Origin of the sequence: Shewanella fidelis ATCC BAA-318 (assembly GCF_000518605.1) — a bacterium.
Lineage (GTDB): Bacteria > Pseudomonadota > Gammaproteobacteria > Enterobacterales > Shewanellaceae > Shewanella > Shewanella fidelis.
Map to the genome: position 1 here is coordinate 87,050 of NZ_KI912462.1, position 20,563 is coordinate 107,612.

Here is a 20,563-nt window from a genome sequence, read left to right on the forward strand (position 1 = left end):
GAAACCAGTTTTTGATTGCGCAATTTGTGAAAGAAACTATTCTTGCCATCCTTTCAGCGAAATCCAATTTATAGAGTTAACCATGCTAATTTTTATGTCGATACTCGGCGGCTTTTTGATTCTTACACTAGGCGCAGAAGCCTTAGTAAGAGGAGCAAGCCAAATAGCCCTAAGATTAGGACTTACACCACTTATTATCGGTTTAACCATTGTTGCCTTTGGTACCAGTGCCCCTGAACTTGCAGTCAGTGTGAAGTCTGCAATTGCAGGTAATAGTGGCATCGCCTTAGGTAACGTGATCGGCTCTAACATTGCCAACATTGGCCTAATCCTAGGTTTAACGGCATTGATCCGCCCGATCAAAATTGAATCACAAATGGTGCGTCGTGATATTCCGATTATGATTGCTGCATCACTGTTGTTTTGGAGCTTGTTACTCGATGGCGATCTAAGCTTTTGGGATGGTGCAATTTTAACGGCATTACTCATTGCTTATCTGATGTTCAGCTACTTCACCGCTGAAAAACAAACAGACGATGATATTGAAGATACTAAGCAAAACCCGTTGTTATCTGTGCTGTTTATCATTGTCGGTATCAGCATGTTAGTGGGCGGTGGTATTTTGTTTGTTGATGGCGCTGTCGCTATGGCGAAATCTTTCGGGATCAGCGAAGTGATTATCGGTCTAACTATCGTGGCTATCGGAACCAGTATGCCAGAGCTAGTGACATCTATTGTTGCCGCATTAAAAGGCGAAAGCGATATTGCGATTGGTAACGTTGTTGGCTCAAACCTATTCAATATTTTAGGTATTTTGGGTGTCACAGCGCTTATCCACCCAATTATTGGCGGAGAGATCAGCAACCTAGATTGGAGCGCAATGATTGCTTTTGCCGTGATCTTATTGCCGTTTGCCTATACAGGATTACGTATTGGTCGCCGTGAAGCTGCTCTGCTAGTGCTAGGTTACCTGGCGTATGTTGGCTACTTGGTGGCACAAGTTTAAACCTTAACTGATACGCAAAGACTAAGATGGAAATGGCCTAAAGCGAATGTGCTTTAGGCCATTTTTTTATCCTTAATCAACATAAACAGACCTTTAGTTGAAAATGACAAATGTCACCTTAAAGTCATGACGTTTGTGTCTGCATTTATTATTCGCAATCTCCAATACTAGAGCCGTAGCCAACAATACCAACCGCAATAAAGCCGGTATTACACTCAAATGGAGATTGATATGAAAACACTACTACTCACTACTTCACTCGCTCTATCGTCAGCACTAACAAGTCAGCTTGCCAATGCCGACAGTATTGACAATATCGATGCCGCAGCCAATCAGATGGATGTGAACACGCTTAAAAGCTATAGCCAACAAGATAGCGATTACAGCCAAGCTTATGCAAATTATCGCTTAGCCATAACCGCCAATATTGTAGGTCAACCTCAACTCGCCGTGAGCGCGTTACAAGATGCCAAAGCAAGCTTAGAAAACCTTACCGCTTCTAGCAGTAATGCCGACAATCAGGCACTACTTTCAGCGGTATATGGCATGCTCATCGCCTTAGACAACAGTAAAGCTGCTGTTTATGGGCCGAAAGCTGAACGTGCAATTGAACAAGCTAAACAACTTGATGCAACCAACCCTAGAGTTGCGCTTGTACAGGCTATCAGTGCTTTTAATACGCCAGCAATGTACGGTGGCAGCATGCAGCGCGTAGCAGACTTAGCGGGGCAAGCTATTGAACTTTATGCCAATCCTTGCGATAACATCTGCTGGGGACATGCAGAAGCATATACATGGCGCGGCCTAGCAAAACAAAACTTAGGCGATATTGATGGTGCACTCGCCGATTGGCAGCAAGCTTTAGCAGTTGAGTCAGACTACGCTTGGGCACAGTTTTTACTTAAGCAAAATGGTCAGCCAGTCGAGCAAAGTGCCAAAAGGTAGTCACCAGCAGAAACTTATTAAGCGATTCGCTTAAACAAGTCACAACGGAGAGTGCTGATTGCGAGGTACAGATCGCTAAGCATTCATTGCTAAGCGCTCTCCAACTAAAAGGAATTAACCATGTCACAAGACAGCATCAACTCAACATGCAAATCAGAAGACAAGTTTGCCTGGGTTTATCTCATCAATCTGGTTTTTTATTTTATTCCCTATTTCATTATCGACATGCCTGTATGGCAAATTGGCCTGAGTTTAGCGGCGTTAGTACCTTTTATTTATTGCTATTTTTGGGCTTATCGCAGCACGAGCAGTCGCGCTCACTTACCGATATTAGCCATGATAGCAATTGCCATCATCGCCACACCTCTCAATACTGGCTCGTTATCGCTATTTACCTTTGCCGGTTTTTTTATTGGTTTTTTTTACCCTTTACGCAAAGCCATGTTGTGTATATTAGCTCTGATCACCACGCTGTTTTTGCTCAATCAAGGACTTAACTTCGACCATTATTATTGGGTTATTTATGGCGCGGCATTAGTTATAGGCGTAAGCCTATTTGGTGTTGTTGAGCGCACACGTATTGAAAACAAACACAAACAACAGAAAAGCCAGCAAGAAATTCGTCAGCTAGCCACTATGCTTGAGCGCGAGCGCATTGCTCGCGATCTGCACGACATTATGGGGCATAGCTTGTCATCGATTTCTCTCAAAGCCGAACTGGCTGAAAAGCTATTAGCTAAAAATAATATTGAGCAGGCACAACTGCAACTCAGTGAGCTCAATAGCATTGCCCGTGACAGCCTTAGCCAAATACGCCAAACCGTATCAGGTTATAAACACAAAGGGCTTACAGCTAGTGTGACTAACTTGTGCCAAACCTTACGAGATAAAGGTTTAAACGTCGAGTTAGATGGAGATATCCCGACTCTCAACAACGACCTCGAAACTCAGGTGATCTTGAGCCTAACTGAGCTATGCAACAATGTGATCCGTCATAGCCAAGCCCAAGAATGCAGGTTAAGCTTTAGCCAAAATGAGCATGGCACCATTGTCCAAGTGACTGATAATGGTCAGCCCAAATCGATAGTTCAAGGTAATGGTTTAAAAGGCATTCAAGAACGTTTACAACAATTTAAAGGCTCGCTGACTTGGGATTTAAATCAGCACTGCCAATTTACAATTACATTGCCACAGCAATAATCAACACTGATTGAAGCAAGGGATATCGCTAACATGAAGATTCTATTAGCCGAAGATCAAGCCATGGTCAGAGGCGCATTAAGTGCATTACTGAGCTTGAGCGGTGAGTTTGAAGTGATTCAAGCCGCCGATGGCGATGAAGCACTATCGCTACTGCAACAGCAAGATTTTGATTTATTACTCACAGACATAGAGATGCCAGGAAGCACAGGTTTAGAGCTGGCATGCTGGTGCCAGCAGCATAAACCTGAATTAAAAATTGTCATTGTCACCACCTTTGGCCGCGCAGGTTACATCAAACGCGCGATAGAATCCGGTGTCGGTGGTTTCTTGCTAAAAGATGCCCCTTCTGACACCTTAATTGATGCAATTCATCAGGTAATGGCCGGTAAACGTGTTATCGATCCAGAGCTTGCGATTATGGCAATAGGCGAGCAAGATCCACTCAATGATAAAGAGCGCCGTGCCCTTAGGCTTGCAGCTGAAGGCAAAAGCACCGCCGAAATCGCAGCCAGCTTATTTATCGCTGAAGGTACCTTAAGAAACTATTTAAGCGAAGCAATGAGCAAACTACACGCGAGTAATCGCATTGATGCCGCCAGAATCGCCAGACAAAAGGGCTGGTTGTAATATCAGCCAGAGTAATAGTAATCAGTGTGATAATCGCCAATGATCAAATTTGCGTAAAGCTATAACTCTGATAATATATGTATAAATTTACAGTGTTTGAGCGCTAACCTTTTGCAAAGACTCGACCTTGTCCCGATTACAGCTCTCAAAGGCGTCGCTAAAAAGATGGCCGAGAGATTAGCTAAGCTGAGTATAACAACAGTGCAAGATCTGTTGTTTCATCTGCCGCTGCGCTATGAGGATCGTACTCAAGTCTACCCTATTGCCTCACTTTATCCCGGCAGTTACGGCACCATTGAAGCCGTTATTCAATCAAGTCAAATTATTCAAGGCCGCAAGCGCATGCTTACCTGTAATGTGCGCGACGACAGTGGCAGTTTAACCCTACGCTTTTTCAATTTTTCAGTTGCTCAGCGTAACGGGCTAGAGATAGGCATGACCATTCGTGCTTACGGTGAAATCCGTCGCGGCAAACACAACTCGGAGATCATTCATCCTGAATATAAATTGATTGCTCCCGGTGAAGATCTACAACTAAGTGACACCCTCACGCCAGTTTACCCAACCACTGAAGGGCTAAAACAAGCAAGCTGGATCAAGCTAACCGATCAAGCCCTAGCTATGCTCGAAGAGGGCGGCTTACAAGAGTTGCTACCACCTCACCTGCAACCAAATAATTTAGATCTCAAGCAAGCGCTGCAAATTTTGCACCGTCCGACTAACCAGGTTTCACTATTTGAGTTAGAGCAAGGTACTCATCCTGCGCAGCAACGCTTAATCCAAGAAGAGTTACTCGCCCATAACTTAAGTATGCTGCGCCTGCGCCAACGCAGTAATCGTGACCATGCAGTCAGCATGGCGGCAACAGGACAATTACTTAATCCTTTTTTAGCTTCACTGCCGTTTAAGCCAACAGGTGCACAGCAGCGAGTGGTTGCCGATATTGGCCGTGATCTTGAAAAAGCCGAGCCTATGATGCGCCTTGTGCAAGGTGATGTCGGCTCAGGCAAAACCTTAGTGGCCGCTTTAGCTGCGCTGCAAGCCATAGAGAGCGGCTATCAAGTTGCCATGATGGCACCAACTGAACTATTAGCCGAACAGCATGCAATTAACTTCGCAGCTTGGTTTGAGCCTCTAGGCTTAAAGGTCGGTTGGTTAGCAGGCAAACTAAAAGGCAAGGCTAGAGCCCAGTCATTAGCTGATATTGAGTCCGGCGATGCCCATATCGTGATAGGTACTCATGCGATTTTTCAACAACAAGTCGTATTTAATAAACTGGCGCTGATAATTATCGATGAACAGCACAGGTTTGGCGTGCATCAACGCCTAGGCTTGCGTGAAAAAGGGATTAGCCAAGGCTTTCATCCACATCAGTTGATCATGACGGCAACCCCTATCCCGCGTACACTGGCGATGACCGCGTATGCCGACTTAGATACTTCCATTATCGATGAACTGCCGCCGGGCAGAACTCCAGTTACAACCGTAGCAATTGCCGACCAACGTCGTGATGATGTGATTGAACGTGTCAGACAAGCTGCAATTAACGACAAACGCCAAGCCTATTGGGTATGCACTTTAATTGAAGAATCTGAAGCCCTTGAGTGCCAAGCTGCAGAAGATACTGCAGAGGAACTAAAGCTAGCCCTACCAGAACTAAAAATTGGCTTAGTGCATGGGCGGATGAAACCAGCTGAAAAGCAACAGATTATGGCCAATTTTAAAGCGGGTGAGCTCAATTTACTGGTTGCAACTACCGTAATTGAAGTTGGCGTGGATGTACCTAATGCCAGCCTTATGATTATTGAAAACCCTGAACGCTTAGGCCTAGCTCAGTTACATCAGCTGCGCGGCCGAGTTGGTCGTGGCGCAGTAGCTAGCCACTGTGTACTGCTTTATAAGGCGCCACTTTCAGCAACAGCCACCAAGCGTTTAGGGGTGCTTAGACAAAGTAATGATGGCTTTGTTATTGCCCAGCAAGATTTAGAGATCCGTGGACCCGGCGAAGTACTTGGCACTAAGCAAACTGGTATCGCCGATATGAAAATTGCCGATCTTATGCGCGATCAAGCACTTATTCCCCATGTTCAAAAACTCGCAGTGCATGTCATGCAACAAGCACCTGATAGCGTAGATGCTATTATTCAACGCTGGCTTGGCGACAGAGAACAATTTGTACAAGCGTAACATGCTAATTTTGTAAGCTTTTGAAATTAAATATACTTAATACAGCTGAAGCCTATAGACAATCTGTTGTATTTTTGCAAAATGGATTGAAACTGTATTTTATTATTAGGTCGTATCACTGCGAAGGCGCAGAGGAGTTAACATGCAACTCAGTCAAGAAGATAGAATTTCTCCACAAGAAAAAGGTTCAAGTACCAATGGCCTAGCGATTATCGCGATTATCGCCGTTGTGGCACTATCAGCAGGCGGCTACTACTATCTTAGCGGTAATGAAAAGCCCGCCGAACCGCAAATTATTGCACCAGTCGTCATTCCAGATCCTGTGCCAGAACAGCCACTTGAAACCGAAGCTGTGCCAGAGCCTGAGGTTGTTGAAGTGATACCAGAACCAGTACAACTTCCTGAAGTTGAGCCAACACCTGAGCCTGAACCACTGCCAGCGCTGAGTGATAGTGACGCATATGTACAAAAGCAAGTTACAGCAGTTGCTGATGGTATGGCAATTGAACCACTGCTAATTGAAGATAATGTTATCCGTCAATTCGTAGTATTTGTCGATAATCTGGCCCAAGGTGAGCTAGCGCGCAAAGTCAGCCCACTGAAATCACCGAGTACGAGTTTTACGGCATCTGATATTGCCAACAAGACCTATATCGATCCTGACAGCTATCATAGATATGATCTTTACGCTGACTTTTTGGCAAGCCTTAATGATGAGGAGTTAGCTAAAACTTACAAACAGGTTACACCGCTACTCAATGAAGCTTTCGCAGAGCTAGGCTACAGCCAAACAACTTTCGATGAGCGTATGCAACAAGCTATTGATGTGATGTTAGATGCACCAATTATCGAGCAACCAATTGAACTAGATGGTGTAAGTGTTAACTATCAATTTGTTGATCCTAAGCTTGAAGCACTGCCGAATGCACAAAAACTGATGGTGCGTATGGGCCCAGAAAATGCCCGCAAAGTAAAAGCAGCACTTCGCCGCCTGCAACAGCAGCTAAATTAATAACTCATTAGACTATCTAGGCGTAAGGAATTACGCCTAGAAAGCCACAGTATTTAACCTTATAGCTACCTATTAGTATCAATCGTATCGCAAAAGAGCTTATTACCGTCACGTTTAATGATGTAGAATAGCTGCCATTACCATTTACTTTGGCTAGAGACGCCAGAAAGTTTCAACGCCAAGTGATTTATTACAAATCAGGTCAATACGAAAGGATATTCGTATCTGAGGCAGTGCATTTGAAGTTCAGCATTCTTTCATGGGGCGCATGGTCGCCACAATATCAACAAGCCGCTGATTGGCTACACTGGCAAAGCGAAGCCACAGAAGATGCAGCGCCAAGTTCCGCTGCTCCCAAATTGGCACATGTGCCAGCAATGCAGCGTAGACGTCTAAGTAAACTCACAAAAATTGTTCTTGAAGCCGTGCATCAATGCGCACCAAAACCGCAATGCCGCAGCATTTTTGCATCACAACACGGTGAAATTAATCGCACTATCGACCTGCTCAACAACATTGTCGAAGGTGAAGCATTATCACCAACCGGCTTTAGTCAATCAGTACATAATACGGCCAGTGGTATATTCAGCATATTCAATGGTAACCGCGCCGCATCTACTTCCATTGCCGCTGGTAGCAATACATTTTCCCAAGCCTTTATTGAGGCCTATGCGCAACTGCATAGCAATCCAGAGCCACTACTATTAGTCTATGCCGACGAGCCCGTACCGCAGGTATATAGCCAATTTGCCTCACAACCAGAATGGCCTATCGCCATTGCATTTGTACTTGCACCAGCGGATGTAAACCAAGACAAAGTCGCAACCCTCAAGCTCAGTGCTCAAACTCAAACTGAAGTAACCGAGTTGCACTACGGCCAACTGCTCGCTAGCTTAGCCGCTAACGAGCCACTAACTGGGCGACTTTCTGGCTGGCACTGGGAGCTAAATTGTGACTAAAGCCACAGTAGAAAAAACCATGCAATTTCGGCAACCTCGAGCCAAAAAACTGACCGGCATCGCTTATCTGCCGCGCTGGATAGGTGGCACTCTGTGTTATATGTCGTTCGGTTTAGGTGGGCTATTGAGCTCGCTAACCATATTACCAATTTTACGATTCTGGCCCGGTACCCGCCAACAACGCATTGAACGCGTTCAGCTGGCAGTGCACATCATGTTTAAGGGCTTTGTACGCATGATGAGTTGGGTTGGCCTGATTAGCGTGAAGTATCAAGATATAAGCCGTCTCAGTAACGCCAAAGGCATGATCGTTACCGCTAACCATCCGACCTTAATTGATGTGGTGGTATTGATAAGCTTAATGCCAAACGCGGGCTGTATTGTCAAACAAGGTCTGTGGCGGAATCCATTCTTACGCGGCGTTGTTTCATGTGCCGGTTATATTCCTAACCGCGGTGCAGAACTGCTACTTGAAGACTGTAAATCGGTACTTGCACGCGGCACCAACCTCATTATTTTCCCTGAAGGGACTCGCACCGTTATTGGTGAGAAAATAAACCCATTCGCCAGAGGTGCAGCCAATATCACCCTGCGCACGCAAAGCGATCTATTGCCAGTGTTTTTAAAAACCAATACCGTTGGCTTTAGTAAGCAGCAAAAATGGTATCAACTTCCGCGACGCACTATTGGAATTGATATTGAAATTGGCGAAACCTTTGAATATTTGCGTTATGATGCTGCCGCAGGTGGCGATGCAAAAATGGCGCGACAAATGACACGCGACCTAGAAAACTACTATAAACAACAATTAGATAGATACTTATGAGCTTAGATAACGAAATTAAACAACTGATCATCGACTGCCTTGACCTTGAAGACGTCAGCATTGATGACATCGACTCTGAAGCCCCACTATTTGGTGAGGGTCTAGGGCTCGACTCAATTGACGCACTAGAACTAGGTTTAGCAATTAAAAAGCAGTTTGATATCAAAATCGAAGCGAACTCTGATGCAACCAAACAGCACTTTTACAGTGTTGCTAGCCTAGTCAGCTTTATCGAGTCACAACGAGCCTAGGAGGAAGTATGCAAACTCGTGAACAGATCCTAGACATGCTCACCCAAATTCTTGTCGACGAATTTGAAATTGATGCTGACGATATCACGCTTGAAGCATCACTTTATCAAGAGCTTGATTTAGACAGTATTGATGCGGTTGACTTAGTGATTAAGCTGCAACAAATGACCGGCAAAAAAATCAAGCCAGAAGAGTTTAAGGCAGTAAGAACTGTCAACGATGTGGTTACTGCGATTGAAGGCTTAGTAAAAGAGTAATGCGGCTGTTTTTGCAAATAGTGACTGCCACAATCGTTATCGCTTATCCGTTAGCGGTCTATTTTGGGCTGAACTATTTGCCAGCAGGCAGCATCGCCCTCGTCTTATGTGGTGTATTGGTTGTTAGGCTGTTACTACAACAGCAGCAAGTAAAAGCCCTATTGCTACCAATCATTGTTGGTATTAGCCTCACAGCAGGTAGTTTTATTGCTAAACAGCATGACTGGTTACTGTTGTACCCAGTGGTGATTAACCTGACCATGCTGAGCTTGTTTGGCTACTCGTTAAAGCGTGGACCGAGCATGATTGAAAGGCTTGCTAGACTCAAAGAGCCTGAGCTACCCGATGCAGCGATTGGCTATCTAAACCGGGTAACCTTGTTATGGTGTGGCTTGTTTATTTTTAATGGGGCAATGGCACTATATACGGCTCTGTATACTAGCCTGGAAACTTGGACCTTATACAACGGCTTGATCGCCTATCTGCTTATTGGCTCGCTACTTGGTGGCGAATGGTTATATCGAACATTTTGGTTAAAAAAGTCATGACGAATTTACTGAAAGCTTGGTTAAACCAAGGCCCTACAGCGCAGCAACTGATTAGCTTTAATCACCATGATATTGTCACTGGTTCGGCTTTTTGTGCCCAAGTGAATCAACTACATCAACAGTTACTTGCCGCAGAAGAGCAGCGTTGGTTACTTTGTAGTGATAGCAGTGACCTATTTGCTGTCGGCCTTTGTGCTGGTTTGCTTGCTGGTAAACAGGTGATTTTGCCAGCCAATGCCCAAGCAGGCACATTAAGTGAACTGACCCATGAATACGATGCAGTTATGGCCAATATGCCAATCTGCGAAGGCAAAGCTTTTATCCGCCTCGACAAAGAGCTCAATCCACCAGCGAGCAGTTGGCCGCAAGTACAAAGCTACGGCAAGCTGGTGCTATTCACCTCTGGTAGCAGCGGCAAACCCAAACGTGTCGTAAAAAGCATCGAGCAGCTCGATGCCGAGGTCAGTGTACTTGAGCACACTTTTGCTCAGCACTTACCTCATTGCAGCGTAATATCAACGGTGTCACACCAGCACATATACGGACTGCTATTTAAGATCCTCTGGCCGTTAGCGGCAAGTCGTCCATTTTTAAGCGACTTAGTTGAATACCCAGAAACCTTAAGCTACTACGCTAACCTGTTTCCCAATCTGTGCCTGATCAGCAGCCCAGCACAACTATCTCGGCTACCTGATGCACTCGACAATGAAAAACAACTGCGTGCGCCAAGCTTAGTATTTAGCTCTGGCGGCCCGCTAAGTTATGCGGCATCAAAAGCGGTAGCTAACTGTTATGGCCAGCCACCTATAGAAGTATTTGGTAGCACCGAAACCGGCGGTATCGCTTATCGTCGTCAGCACACCGACAATGCTCATTGGCAAACCTTTGACTCTATAGAAATAGCCCAAGCCGAGTCTGATGGCGCGCTCATGCTCAAATCACCTTACCTACCCGACAATGCTTGGCTAAAATGTGATGACAAAATTGAGCTACATAATGATGGTAAATTTAGCCTGCAAGGCCGCTTAGATCGCATTATCAAGGTCGAAGAGAAACGCCTATCGCTGGTGCAGATGGAATCATTATTAGAGAGCCACCCTTGGGTATCGAAAGCGGCATTAGTCATGCTTGAACAACCAAGAACTCAGCTTGGCGCTGCAATTGAGCTTACGCCTGCTGGCGTCGAACAACTTGAAGCCCATGGTAAATTGGCAATGAACAATCAGTTCAAAAATCACCTACTGAGCCAGTTTGAGCGTGTCACATTACCAAGACGCTGGCGCTACCCTGATGAGCTACCCGTTGATCAACAAGGTAAGCGAGTACAGGCTAATATGTTAGCCCTGTTTGATATCGATAAGTTTAAAAGCAAATGATTACATCTACCCTGCCAACCATTATCAGTTTCGCAAGCACAGATGATAGCGCAACTTGGCGTCTTGATATCGCAGCGGATCTTAACTATTTCAATGGTCATTTTCCCGAGCAACCAGTGTTACCTGGGGTCACGCAACTCGATTGGGCAATTAAGCTTGGCTGCAACCATTTTGGCTATAACGTCAATGTAGCGACTCTAGAGGTACTAAAGTTTCAACAGCTTATGTTGCCGGGTACTCAAGTTGAACTCGTCATTAGCCATAACCCTGCCAAGCAAAAGCTCACTTTTGCTTATAGCGAAGGTGACAAGCGCTTTGCTTCTGGGCGGATCGCGCTTAATTCAGATGTCTCAGCCACTGCGGTAAATAATTAATGCGTTTAGCTTTAGTCGTACCAAACTATAATCATCGCGGTGCAATTGAGCGCACGCTAGAAGCCCTTGCTGATTATCAGTTACCTTGTTACTTAGTTAATGACGGTAGCGATGATGAAACACGCTTTTTGCTTATCAAACTCGCAGAGAAATATGACTGGGTGACGCTTATCCATCACCCATACAATCGCGGCAAAGGAGCGGCGGTGATGACAGGCTTGCGCAGAGCCTACGCCGACGGTTTTACTCATGCGCTGCAAGTCGATGCCGATGGTCAGCATGACTTAGATGATATTCCCGCTATGATTGAGCGGGCAAAATCTGCGCCTGAAGCCCTAATTTCAGGGCTACCACAATACGATGAGTCAGTGCCTAAAGGCCGCTTGTATGGCCGTTATATCACTCATTTTTGGGTGTGGATAGAAACCCTAAGTTTTGACATTAAAGATTCCATGTGTGGCTTTCGGATCTATCCGCTTGCAGCCACAGAGAAGCTATTTTTAAGCCATTCACTGGGTGAGCGCATGGATTTCGATATCGAAGTCTTAGTGCGGCTATACTGGCAAGGGGTGACAATTATTCACCTGCCGACCCGAGTCATTTATCCTGAAGATGGCGTTAGTCACTTCCAAGGTCTTAAAGACAATGTGCGCATATCATTAATGCACAGTAAATTGTTTTTCGGCATGTTATCACGCCAACCAAAGCGACTGCTCAACAAAGTCAAACAACTCTTTGTCGCCTCAAATAAAAACAAGCATTGGTCGAACATGAGCGAGCGTGGCAGCTATTGGGGCATCAAGCTCATTGCCGACAGTTACCGCCTTGGTGGTCACTGGTTATGTCGTGCAATTATGTACCCAGTGATTGTGTACTTTTTTATCACTGGCAGCACTGCAAGGGCTGCATCAAAGCAGTTTTTGACTCATGTTCAGCAGCAACAACCCAATCATCCGCAACTAAATAATCCTGTCAGTTGGTATGACAGCCTTAAACACTTTTTTGCCTTTGGTAACGCCGCTCTCGATAGAATCGATGCTTGGTGCGATCGCATTAAGCTGGATCAAGTGGATTTTCCCAACCGAGAGATGCTGGCTAATGAGCTAGCCGCAGGCAATGGTGCCGTGTTGCTGGTGTCGCATTTAGGTAACTTAGAGCTGTGTCGGGCAATTTCAATCCATCAGCGTAAAGTTAAGGTCAATGTAATGGTGTTGACCGAGAACGCCGAAAATTTTAACCGTGTGCTCAAGCAGCTCAACCCCGACAGTGCACTTAATCTAATACAAGTTACCGAGCTCGGGCCAAGCACCTCCATGCTACTACAGCAAAAAGTTGATAATGGTGAGCTCGTTGTCATTGCCGGTGATCGCACCTCATCGCAAACAGCAGGTCGCGTTGTTTATCAAGACTTTCTTGGTGAGCCAGCGCCGTTTCCACAAGGTCCATTTATTTTGGCAGGACTACTAGACTGTCCGGTATATACCATGTTCTGCCTACGCCAAAACGGCCGCTACCATGTGCATTTAGAGCACTTTGCCGACACCTTAAAAGGCCCTAGAGCGGGTCGTGCACAGCGCATCGAACAAGCAGTAACAGAGTTTAGTACTCGCTTAGCGCAGCACGCATTAAGCGAACCGCTGCAATGGTTTAATTTTTATGATTTTTGGCGTAAAGATGAGCAAACTCAGCGCACAAACGCCAACACTAGTGATTGCAGTAATAGCTGCAATAGCAAAGGACAAGCAAGCAAATGATCCAAGACACTACGCCTCAACTACCAGCGGTAACATTTGGTTATAACAGCCTATCTCTCGAAGATGTCGTTGCCATTGCCAAAGGCGCAAAAGCTCAGCTCAACCAAACTGCTGAGTATCGCAGCTATATTCAAAAAGGCGCACAATTCATTGATAGCCTGTTACAAGAGGAAGGTGTGGTCTACGGCGTAACAACAGGCTACGGTGACTCTTGCACAGTAACTGTGGGCCTAGATTTGGTGCATGAACTACCGTTGCATTTAACTCGCTTTCACGGCTGCGGCATGGGTGAAATACTCTCACCAATGCAAGCTCGTGCTGTTATGGCTTGCCGCTTAAGCTCGTTAGCCATTGGTAAGTCAGGAGTTAGCTACGAGCTATTACAGCGCATTGAGACGCTACTTAACCTTGATATTACTCCGGTGATCCCAGAAGAAGGCTCAGTAGGCGCAAGTGGCGACTTAACCCCACTGTCTTACCTTGCAGCAGTGCTCGTAGGTGAACGAGATGTGATCTATCAAGGTCTGCGCCGCCCAACAAGCGAAGTCTATCAAGAGCTAAACATAACGCCATTAAAACTGCGTCCAAAAGAGGGCTTAGCCTTAATGAATGGCACTGCGGTAATGACTGCCCTAGCCTGCTTAGCCTACGATAGAGCCCAATATATAGCGCGCTTAGCGAGCCGTATTACCGCCATGGCATCGCTTACCTTAAAAGGTAACTCTAACCATTTTGATGATATTTTGTTTGCCGCTAAGCCACATCCAGGGCAAAACCAAATTGCAGCTTGGATCCGTGAAGACTTGAATCATCATGTTCATCCGCGCAACTCTGATCGACTACAAGATAGATATTCTATTCGCTGTGCACCACATGTAATTGGCGTATTACAAGATGCGCTGCCCTTTATGCGTCAGTTCATAGAAACTGAACTTAACAGTGCTAACGACAATCCCATTGTTGATGGTGAAGGTGAGCATGTCCTGCATGGTGGTCATTTCTATGGCGGGCATATTGCCTTTGCTATGGATGCAATGAAAAACGCCGTCGCCAATATTGCTGATCTTATCGATCGTCAGATGGCGTTGGTCATGGATCAAAAATTCAATAACGGCTTACCTGCTAACTTATCGGCAGCAACCGGCGAGCGCAAAGCAATTAACCACGGCTTTAAAGCCGTACAAATTGGTGTCTCTGCATGGACGGCCGAAGCGCTAAAAAATACTATGCCCGCCAGTGTGTTCTCACGCTCTACAGAATGCCATAACCAAGACAAAGTCAGCATGGGTACGATTTCAGCTCGGGATTGTATGCGGGTATTGCAACTAACTGAGCAAGTTGCTGCGGCGGCACTATTGGCGATGTCGCAAGGTATTCGTCTGCGGATCATGCAACAAGAACTTGAAGCCAGCTCGCTCACCCACTCTTTGGCCGTGACTCTTGCCCAAGTTGAAGCTGATTTTGAACTGTTGACCGAAGATAGACCATTAGAGCAAACACTGCGTGCAACTGTAGACAAAATCCAACACGGTTACTGGGAAGTGTGCGGAAAAGAATAAGGACATTGCGAATGAAAGGCATTTTACACGCAGAAATGGAAGTCGAAATTCCGTTCCACGATGTCGATTCGATGGGTGATAACTGTTGGCATGGTAACTGTTTGCATAGTAACTGGGTGTGCAGCACGCAAGTTCATCATGGTTTCAATCGAGGTATCAGCTAATGAAAGGCATTTTACACGCAGAAATGGAAGTTGAAATTCCGTTTCACGATGTCGATTCGATGGGGATCACTTGGCATGGTAACTACTTACGCTACTTTGAATTAGTGCGCTGTAAACTGCTAGATAAAATCGAGTATGGCTATCGAGCAATGCAAGCTTCTGGCTATAGCTGGCCAATTGTTGATGTGCAAATTAAGTATGTTCAATCAAGCACTTTTGAGCAAAAAGTACTGGTTAAAGCTGCACTGGTTGAGTGGGAAAACCGTCTTAAAATCAATTACCAAGTGCTTGATGCGCAAACCGGTAAACGCATCACAAAGGGTCATACCATTCAAGCGGCTGTTGATATGCAAAATCAAGAGCTTTGCTTAGTAACGCCACAAGTATTCATGCAAAAAATTGCCCACCTGTTACCAACACCGGCTCAGGAGCAGAATGCATTGTGATCAGATCTCTGCTGTTTACCATATTAAGCTGCAGCCTGCTTGTTAGCGGTTTAATCATCACTACCTTATTGACCCCAAGCTATGCCGCTGAGGCTGTGTCGCCTAATGAGGTAACAGTTGATTATCAAAAGCTTTTTGCTAAACCTGCAACTGATGCTGAGCTACTCGCCTTAAGCCAAAGCTTGTCACCGAGCCCACAAGCGAAAGGGAAATTTACTCAAGCCCGTTACCTGAAAGTGCTGAAAAAGCCCCTAATCAGTAGTGGCGAGTTCCTATTTGCTAACAACATTGGCGTGATTTGGCAACAGAACAAACCTTTCTCTAGCACATTGATATTAAAAGATAAAAAGCTAATCCAAATCGACAGCAATGGCAAAATTAGTGTTAATCATGCCCTGCAAGCCGGCGCTAATATGATGAGCGATATCATGCCGACACTGCTTAATTCCCTATTAAGCGGCGATATTAACGCACTAAAACAACACTTTGAGCTTAGCTTGCTAATGCCAAGCACTGATAAGCAGAGCGCTCCCAGCCAGCAAGCGTCAGCACAATGGCAACTTGGTCTAAAACCTCTTGATGCTATGGTACAAAAGGCGATGCCACAATTAGTACTCAGCGGAAAGCAGCAGATCCACAGTTTAGTGCTATTCAGTGGCAATGGTGATCGCAGCCAAATTACCTTCACTGCGGTCGACGAGTCTCCTCTTAGCAGTAGCGATATTGCTCGCTTTTCTCCTGAGGTGAACTGATCCCAATGCAGCAGCCTTTGCATCATTACTTAAATCCTAGCACCGCCAAGATCAGAGCCGTCATTTGGCTAGTGTTACTGGCTACCGCTGCGCTGTCTGGCTGGCTAGCGTGGCAAAGTGGTGCCCGAGTGCAAAGTGATATTTTGGCAATGCTACCTAAGGTAAGCGAAAGCCCGTTAACCCAGCGGGCAATGGCACAAGTTGAGCTGCAACTAGCTAATCGTATTTATCTTGGGTTTATCAGTGACAATGAACAAGCAGCCATTGACGCTGCGCAACTGGCAATGAGCGCGCTTCGACAGAACGATAATATATCAGACTCCAACAGCAACGCTTTTAGCAACATAAGTAGCGCAGATATAGCGCAAGCCGATGCGCTTAACCACTATTACTTTCAGCATAGGTTTCAACTGCTCACCAAAGAGCAACGCCAGTTATTACAGCAAGGTGATTGGCAACTGCTGAGCCAAGCGGCTTTAGAAAAACTGTATAACGCGTTTAGTTATGCCAGTAGTGACTTGATTAGCCGCGATCCCTTGCTGCTATACCCTGAGGTTTTACTCAGCTTAGTGCCCGCGCAGCAACTTACAGTTAAACAAGGGCTATTGATTGCCACCATTCAACCTACGACTGATAATCAAGCGCAGCGGTATGCTGCTATCGTAATGGCAAAAGGTCGAGACAGTGCCTTTAATCCCAACGCTCAACAGCAACAATTAACCGCCCTTGAAAAGGCCTTTAACGCTGTACACTCTCAAAATCAGCATATTGAAATGATTAAAGCTGGGGCGCTATTTCATGCTGCTGCGGCAACTGAAAACGCCAAGCAAGAAGTCTCTAGCATTGGTCTGTTGTCGTTAATTGGTGTCATTGGCTTAGTCTGGCTGGCATTTCGCTCGGTGATGCCACTGACTATCGCCGTAATAACAGTCAGTAGCAGCATGCTATTCGCTGTGGTTGCCACCAGCGTTATTTTTGGCGAACTGCATCTACTCACGTTAGTGTTTGGTACTAGCCTAATTGGGATCTCAATCGACTACTGCTTTCACTACTACTGCGAACGCTTAAATGAACCACAAGCGAGCAGCGATAGCGTTATTCGGCAGATTTTCACCGCGGTAAGTTTGGCGCTACTGAGTAGTATTATTGCCTATGGTGCCTTAGGGTTAGCGCCGTTTCCCGGGATGCAGCAGGTAGCGGTATTTTGTGCTGCGGGCTTGATTGGGGCGTATCTCACCTTGTTACTCGCCTACCCCGTTATTGCCGCAAGTCCATTGCGGGATGCTAGCCGAGCGCTCGAACTAGCCCAGCGCTATCAAACATTCATACTCGCGAGATTTACTCCCACACACTTATTAAGCAAGCTATTACTTACCACTGCCGCAATTGTGTTTATTGTTACCGGATTATTCCGACTCAGTAGCGATGACGATATAAGACAACTACAACATACGCCAACAGATATTCAAGCAGAAGAAGACCAGCTACGCCAACTATTAAGCGGCGGCACAGATAACCAATTTCTGTTAGTTAGTGGCACAACAGAAGAACAAGTTAAGCAGCAACTTGAACTGCTTGAACCGGTTTTACAGCAGGCAGAGCAAAACAAACTGATTGGCAACCATTTAAGTCTGAGTCGCTTCCTTCCAAGCCATGCAAGCCAAGCGCAAAACTATCAGTTACAGAGTGAAATCTATATTGAACATTTAGATGAGATCCTGACTCAGCTGGGTTTAGAACACGAGCTTAAAGCTGAACTCGTCAACGACTACCTCGCGGCGAAAAATCAGTTTATCAATGCCGGCAGTTTCTTAAATCATCAAGCAGGAGCAGGCTTTAAGCCCTTATGGTTAATGCCTGAACATACCTCAGGCTCAAGTGAGTATGGCGCTATCGTTCTGCTTGGCGGTATCACCAACTTAGATAAGTTTGCCGCTCTCTTTGAGGACAATGATCATGTCCAACTGGTTGACAAGGTCGCAGACATATCTGAAGTGATGGGGCATTATCGTCAGCTTACTTTAGCCTTTCTTGTTATCGCACTTATCGCCGCGGGCCTGATTTTTAGCGTCCGGTTTGGTAAAAAACTCGCCGCCATCGTGATTGCTGTGCCAGCTTTAGCTGCACTGTTCACCCTTGCCTGTTTAGGTTTACTTGCTGCGCCGTTAACCCTATTTCATGCCTTAGCACTCATTTTGGTATTTGGTATTGGTGTTGATTACAGTCTATTTTTTGCCGAATCTAAGCAACAAACTCGCGGCGTGATGTTGGCGGTGTCTATGTCTGCCATCTCAACACTGTTAGCCTTTGGCTTATTGGCATTTAGCCAAACTCCGGCCATCAATGCCTTTGGCTTAACTCTATTGCTGGGCATTAGTTTTACCTTTTTACTTGCGCCTTTCATTCAAAACTTTACAAGGAAGTCCGTTAATGTCGACTGATAACGCTGTTCAGCACGATTATGCTCCTAGCCTCAATGTTGATGTCGCCATTATTGGCGCAGGCCCTTCCGGCAGTATTGCGGCAAGTCTGTTACACGCCCAAGGTAAGCGGGTAGTGGTACTTGAAAAGCAACACTTTCCGCGTTTTTCGATTGGTGAAAGCTTGCTGCCTTGTTGTATGACAGTCATTGAACAAGCCAATATGCTCGCTGCGGTTGAACAAGCCGGCTTCCAATTTAAAAACGGCGCTGCATTTAAGTACCGAGACAAATACACCCAATTTGATTTTACCGATAAGTTTACCTCTGGACCGGGCACCACTTTTCAAGTTGAGCGCGCCAACTTTGACAAACTACTTGCAGATGAAGCGCAAAAACAGGGCGTAGACATTCGCTACGGTCACAGTGTTGAGTCAATAGAGCTGCAGGCTGAGCCAAAACTGGTATTGATAAATGAGCAAGGCCAACAGCAAATCGTCAACGCCCAGTTTGTTCTCGATGCCAGCGGCTTTGGTCGAGTGCTACCAAGGTTGTTAGATCTTGAAAAGCCATCAAGCCTGCCAAGCCGCAGCGCGGTGTTTAATCATATTAGAGACAATATCACTGATAAAAACTTTGACCGTAACAAGATTTTGATCAGCGTCCATCCTGACAACCAAGATATTTGGTACTGGTTGATCCCATTCAGTGACGGGCGCTGCTCAGTCGGTGTCGTAGGTAAAGCCGAGCAACTTGAAGGCTTAACCACAGATGACTGCGATTTAAATCAAGTACTCACAACCATGATTAACCAAGAGCCAGGCTTAAAACAATTGCTAGCAAATGCAGAGTTAATCAACCAGTCGGCTTTATTGAAAGGCTATTCAGCCAATGTCAGCACCTTAGCAACCGATAAGTTTGCCTTGCTGGGCAATGCCGGTGAGTTTTTAGATCCGGTATTTTCATCAGGTGTTACCATTGCCATGCAGTCAGCCTCTATGGCAACAAAAGCACTCATTAAGCAGCTCGATGGCCATCAAGTTGACTGGGATCAAGAGTACGCAGCCCCCTTAATGAAAGGTGTAGATACCTTTAGAACATACGTTGAAGCTTGGTATGACTGCCGCTTTCAAGATGCTATCTTCTTTGACGACCCCGATCCTAAGGTTAAACAGATGATTTGCTCCATCCTCGCAGGCTATGCTTGGGATGACAACAATCCATTTGTTAGTGAATCAAAACGCCGTTTAGATATGGTAGTAGAGCTATGCCGCAGTTAAGTATTGGTTTATGTTTTTTGATAGCGTTATTGCTGTTATCTGGCTGTAGCCAAACCCTAACGCGGCAAACCTGTGTAACACTCGCGCCCGAGGTCAGCTACTGTCTTGCACCTATTAATCAGCAAGTGCTAGGCTCAGCTCAACAAACCATTAGTGCAATGCAAAAAGCCAGCATTAATACCCAAGCTAGCCAACATGAGCTACTGACTCAGTTAGAGCTTAACCAGCAGCAACTGACCTTAGTTGGCCTTGCGCCGCTTGGGCAAGCACTATTTACCCTTAACTACGATGGCCACAATCTGATTAGTGAGCAAAGCCAACTGTTGGGGGAGCAATTCAAGGCGGAATATTTGCTGGCGATAATGCAGCTCATTTACTGGCCGGATAATAGTGTTAACCAGTACTTACAAGGCGCTACAATAACTCGCTATCAGTGTGATACCGCTTTGTGTCGAGGGGTATTTTTTGCTAAAAGTAACCCCAATTATCAAGCCGATAATCAGCAAGCACTAATCACTATCCGCTATAGTGATTTAACGCCGTGGCAAGCCGAGGTTGAACTTAATATTCCAGCGGCTAATTTTCAGCTAAATATTAGCCCTCTTTAACCCTAATTGG

At 45.6% G+C, this 20,563-nt stretch carries 21 protein-coding genes; all 21 read left to right on the top strand.

Going from position 1 to position 20,563, the window contains the following annotated elements; all coding sequences use genetic code 11:
* The first annotated feature begins 82 nt into the window (after positions 1-82).
* The 21 genes from L884_RS0120880 (at position 83) to L884_RS0120980 (ending at position 20,553) form a co-directional block, all read left to right on the top strand.
* Positions 83-1,006 (top strand): calcium/sodium antiporter, encoded by a 924-nt coding sequence (locus L884_RS0120880; RefSeq protein ID WP_028769312.1) that lies wholly within the window; start codon positions 83-85, stop codon positions 1,004-1,006.
* A 231-nt stretch (positions 1,007-1,237) separates the two neighbouring features.
* A complete protein-coding gene (locus L884_RS0120885) occupies positions 1,238-1,951 on the top strand; it encodes a tetratricopeptide repeat protein (RefSeq protein ID WP_028769313.1) in 714 nt (237 codons plus the stop codon).
* A gap of 120 nt (positions 1,952-2,071) precedes the next feature.
* Positions 2,072-3,151, top strand: a complete 1,080-nt coding sequence (locus L884_RS0120890; RefSeq protein ID WP_028769314.1) for a sensor histidine kinase — start codon at positions 2,072-2,074, stop codon at positions 3,149-3,151.
* 33 nt (positions 3,152-3,184) lie between these two features.
* Positions 3,185-3,781: a response regulator transcription factor gene (locus tag L884_RS0120895; RefSeq protein ID WP_028769315.1), complete on the top strand. Its 597-nt coding sequence runs from the start codon at positions 3,185-3,187 to the stop codon at positions 3,779-3,781.
* Positions 3,782-3,892: 111 nt separating this feature from the next.
* A complete protein-coding gene (gene recG / locus L884_RS0120900; protein WP_028769316.1) occupies positions 3,893-5,968 on the top strand; it encodes an ATP-dependent DNA helicase RecG in 2,076 nt (691 codons plus the stop codon).
* A gap of 142 nt (positions 5,969-6,110) precedes the next feature.
* Positions 6,111-6,980, top strand: a complete 870-nt coding sequence (locus L884_RS0120905; RefSeq protein ID WP_028769317.1) for a DUF3014 domain-containing protein — start codon at positions 6,111-6,113, stop codon at positions 6,978-6,980.
* Between the two features lie 233 nt (positions 6,981-7,213).
* Complete coding sequence (locus tag L884_RS0120910; RefSeq protein WP_028769318.1) at positions 7,214-7,939, top strand: beta-ketoacyl synthase chain length factor; 726 nt, start codon at positions 7,214-7,216, stop codon at positions 7,937-7,939.
* 19 nt (positions 7,940-7,958) lie between these two features.
* Positions 7,959-8,765 carry a lysophospholipid acyltransferase family protein gene (locus tag L884_RS0120915; RefSeq protein ID WP_028769319.1) on the top strand — a complete coding sequence of 269 codons (807 nt, stop codon included), beginning with the start codon at positions 7,959-7,961 and terminating at the stop codon, positions 8,763-8,765.
* Positions 8,762-9,016 (top strand): phosphopantetheine-binding protein, encoded by a 255-nt coding sequence (locus tag L884_RS0120920; protein WP_028769320.1) that lies wholly within the window; start codon positions 8,762-8,764, stop codon positions 9,014-9,016. The genes L884_RS0120915 and L884_RS0120920 overlap by 4 nt, the downstream gene beginning before the upstream one ends.
* 8 nt (positions 9,017-9,024) lie before the next feature.
* On the top strand, positions 9,025-9,273 hold the full coding sequence (locus L884_RS0120925) for an acyl carrier protein (RefSeq protein WP_028769321.1): 249 nt from the start codon (positions 9,025-9,027) through the stop codon (positions 9,271-9,273).
* Positions 9,273-9,821, top strand: coding sequence for a COG4648 family protein (locus L884_RS0120930; protein WP_028769322.1), 549 nt, complete (start codon positions 9,273-9,275; stop codon positions 9,819-9,821). Before L884_RS0120925 ends, L884_RS0120930 begins: the two co-directional genes overlap by 1 nt.
* Entirely contained in the window at positions 9,818-11,197 is a 1,380-nt protein-coding gene (locus L884_RS0120935) for an AMP-binding protein (protein WP_028769323.1), read from the top strand. Before L884_RS0120930 ends, L884_RS0120935 begins: the two co-directional genes overlap by 4 nt.
* The gene (locus tag L884_RS0120940) at positions 11,194-11,571 is read left to right on the top strand and encodes an ApeI family dehydratase (protein ID WP_028769324.1); all 378 of its coding nucleotides are present in this window, start codon (positions 11,194-11,196) and stop codon (positions 11,569-11,571) included. Before L884_RS0120935 ends, L884_RS0120940 begins: the two co-directional genes overlap by 4 nt.
* Complete coding sequence (locus tag L884_RS0120945) at positions 11,571-13,325, top strand: glycosyltransferase family 2 protein (protein WP_028769325.1); 1,755 nt, start codon at positions 11,571-11,573, stop codon at positions 13,323-13,325. Before L884_RS0120940 ends, L884_RS0120945 begins: the two co-directional genes overlap by 1 nt.
* Entirely contained in the window at positions 13,322-14,884 is a 1,563-nt protein-coding gene (locus L884_RS0120950; RefSeq protein WP_028769326.1) for an HAL/PAL/TAL family ammonia-lyase, read from the top strand. The genes L884_RS0120945 and L884_RS0120950 overlap by 4 nt, the downstream gene beginning before the upstream one ends.
* A gap of 11 nt (positions 14,885-14,895) precedes the next feature.
* Positions 14,896-15,048 carry a hypothetical protein gene (locus tag L884_RS23470; RefSeq protein WP_425423504.1) on the top strand — a complete coding sequence of 51 codons (153 nt, stop codon included), beginning with the start codon at positions 14,896-14,898 and terminating at the stop codon, positions 15,046-15,048.
* Complete coding sequence (locus tag L884_RS0120960) at positions 15,048-15,494, top strand: acyl-CoA thioesterase (protein WP_028769417.1); 447 nt, start codon at positions 15,048-15,050, stop codon at positions 15,492-15,494. The genes L884_RS23470 and L884_RS0120960 overlap by 1 nt, the downstream gene beginning before the upstream one ends.
* A complete protein-coding gene (locus tag L884_RS22495) occupies positions 15,491-16,246 on the top strand; it encodes an outer membrane lipoprotein carrier protein LolA (protein WP_156925734.1) in 756 nt (251 codons plus the stop codon). Before L884_RS0120960 ends, L884_RS22495 begins: the two co-directional genes overlap by 4 nt.
* 5 nt (positions 16,247-16,251) lie before the next feature.
* Positions 16,252-18,687: an MMPL family transporter gene (locus tag L884_RS0120970; RefSeq protein WP_028769327.1), complete on the top strand. Its 2,436-nt coding sequence runs from the start codon at positions 16,252-16,254 to the stop codon at positions 18,685-18,687.
* Complete coding sequence (locus L884_RS0120975) at positions 18,677-19,945, top strand: NAD(P)/FAD-dependent oxidoreductase (protein ID WP_028769328.1); 1,269 nt, start codon at positions 18,677-18,679, stop codon at positions 19,943-19,945. The genes L884_RS0120970 and L884_RS0120975 overlap by 11 nt, the downstream gene beginning before the upstream one ends.
* Positions 19,933-20,553, top strand: coding sequence for a DUF3261 domain-containing protein (locus tag L884_RS0120980; RefSeq protein WP_028769329.1), 621 nt, complete (start codon positions 19,933-19,935; stop codon positions 20,551-20,553). The genes L884_RS0120975 and L884_RS0120980 overlap by 13 nt, the downstream gene beginning before the upstream one ends.
* Positions 20,554-20,563 lie beyond the last annotated feature (10 nt).

What these genes read in the sequence shown, in the direction of transcription:
- L884_RS0120905 (WP_028769317.1), top strand. Translation starts at nt 6,111, where the DNA reads ATGCAACTCAGTCAAGAAGATAGAATTTCTCCACAAGAAAAAGGTTCA.
- L884_RS0120975 (WP_028769328.1), top strand. Translation starts at nt 18,677, where the DNA reads ATGTCGACTGATAACGCTGTTCAGCACGATTATGCTCCTAGCCTCAAT.
- L884_RS0120925 (WP_028769321.1), top strand. Translation starts at nt 9,025, where the DNA reads ATGCAAACTCGTGAACAGATCCTAGACATGCTCACCCAAATTCTTGTC.
- L884_RS0120950 (WP_028769326.1), top strand. Translation starts at nt 13,322, where the DNA reads ATGATCCAAGACACTACGCCTCAACTACCAGCGGTAACATTTGGTTAT.
- L884_RS0120930 (WP_028769322.1), top strand. Translation starts at nt 9,273, where the DNA reads ATGCGGCTGTTTTTGCAAATAGTGACTGCCACAATCGTTATCGCTTAT.
- L884_RS0120960 (WP_028769417.1), top strand. Translation starts at nt 15,048, where the DNA reads ATGAAAGGCATTTTACACGCAGAAATGGAAGTTGAAATTCCGTTTCAC.
- L884_RS0120920 (WP_028769320.1), top strand. Translation starts at nt 8,762, where the DNA reads ATGAGCTTAGATAACGAAATTAAACAACTGATCATCGACTGCCTTGAC.
- L884_RS0120885 (WP_028769313.1), top strand. Translation starts at nt 1,238, where the DNA reads ATGAAAACACTACTACTCACTACTTCACTCGCTCTATCGTCAGCACTA.
- L884_RS23470 (WP_425423504.1), top strand. Translation starts at nt 14,896, where the DNA reads ATGAAAGGCATTTTACACGCAGAAATGGAAGTCGAAATTCCGTTCCAC.
- L884_RS0120940 (WP_028769324.1), top strand. Translation starts at nt 11,194, where the DNA reads ATGATTACATCTACCCTGCCAACCATTATCAGTTTCGCAAGCACAGAT.
- L884_RS0120895 (WP_028769315.1), top strand. Translation starts at nt 3,185, where the DNA reads ATGAAGATTCTATTAGCCGAAGATCAAGCCATGGTCAGAGGCGCATTA.
- L884_RS0120935 (WP_028769323.1), top strand. Translation starts at nt 9,818, where the DNA reads ATGACGAATTTACTGAAAGCTTGGTTAAACCAAGGCCCTACAGCGCAG.
- L884_RS0120970 (WP_028769327.1), top strand. Translation starts at nt 16,252, where the DNA reads ATGCAGCAGCCTTTGCATCATTACTTAAATCCTAGCACCGCCAAGATC.
- L884_RS0120945 (WP_028769325.1), top strand. Translation starts at nt 11,571, where the DNA reads ATGCGTTTAGCTTTAGTCGTACCAAACTATAATCATCGCGGTGCAATT.
- L884_RS0120880 (WP_028769312.1), top strand. Translation starts at nt 83, where the DNA reads ATGCTAATTTTTATGTCGATACTCGGCGGCTTTTTGATTCTTACACTA.
- L884_RS0120890 (WP_028769314.1), top strand. Translation starts at nt 2,072, where the DNA reads ATGTCACAAGACAGCATCAACTCAACATGCAAATCAGAAGACAAGTTT.
- L884_RS0120980 (WP_028769329.1), top strand. Translation starts at nt 19,933, where the DNA reads ATGCCGCAGTTAAGTATTGGTTTATGTTTTTTGATAGCGTTATTGCTG.
- L884_RS0120915 (WP_028769319.1), top strand. Translation starts at nt 7,959, where the DNA reads ATGCAATTTCGGCAACCTCGAGCCAAAAAACTGACCGGCATCGCTTAT.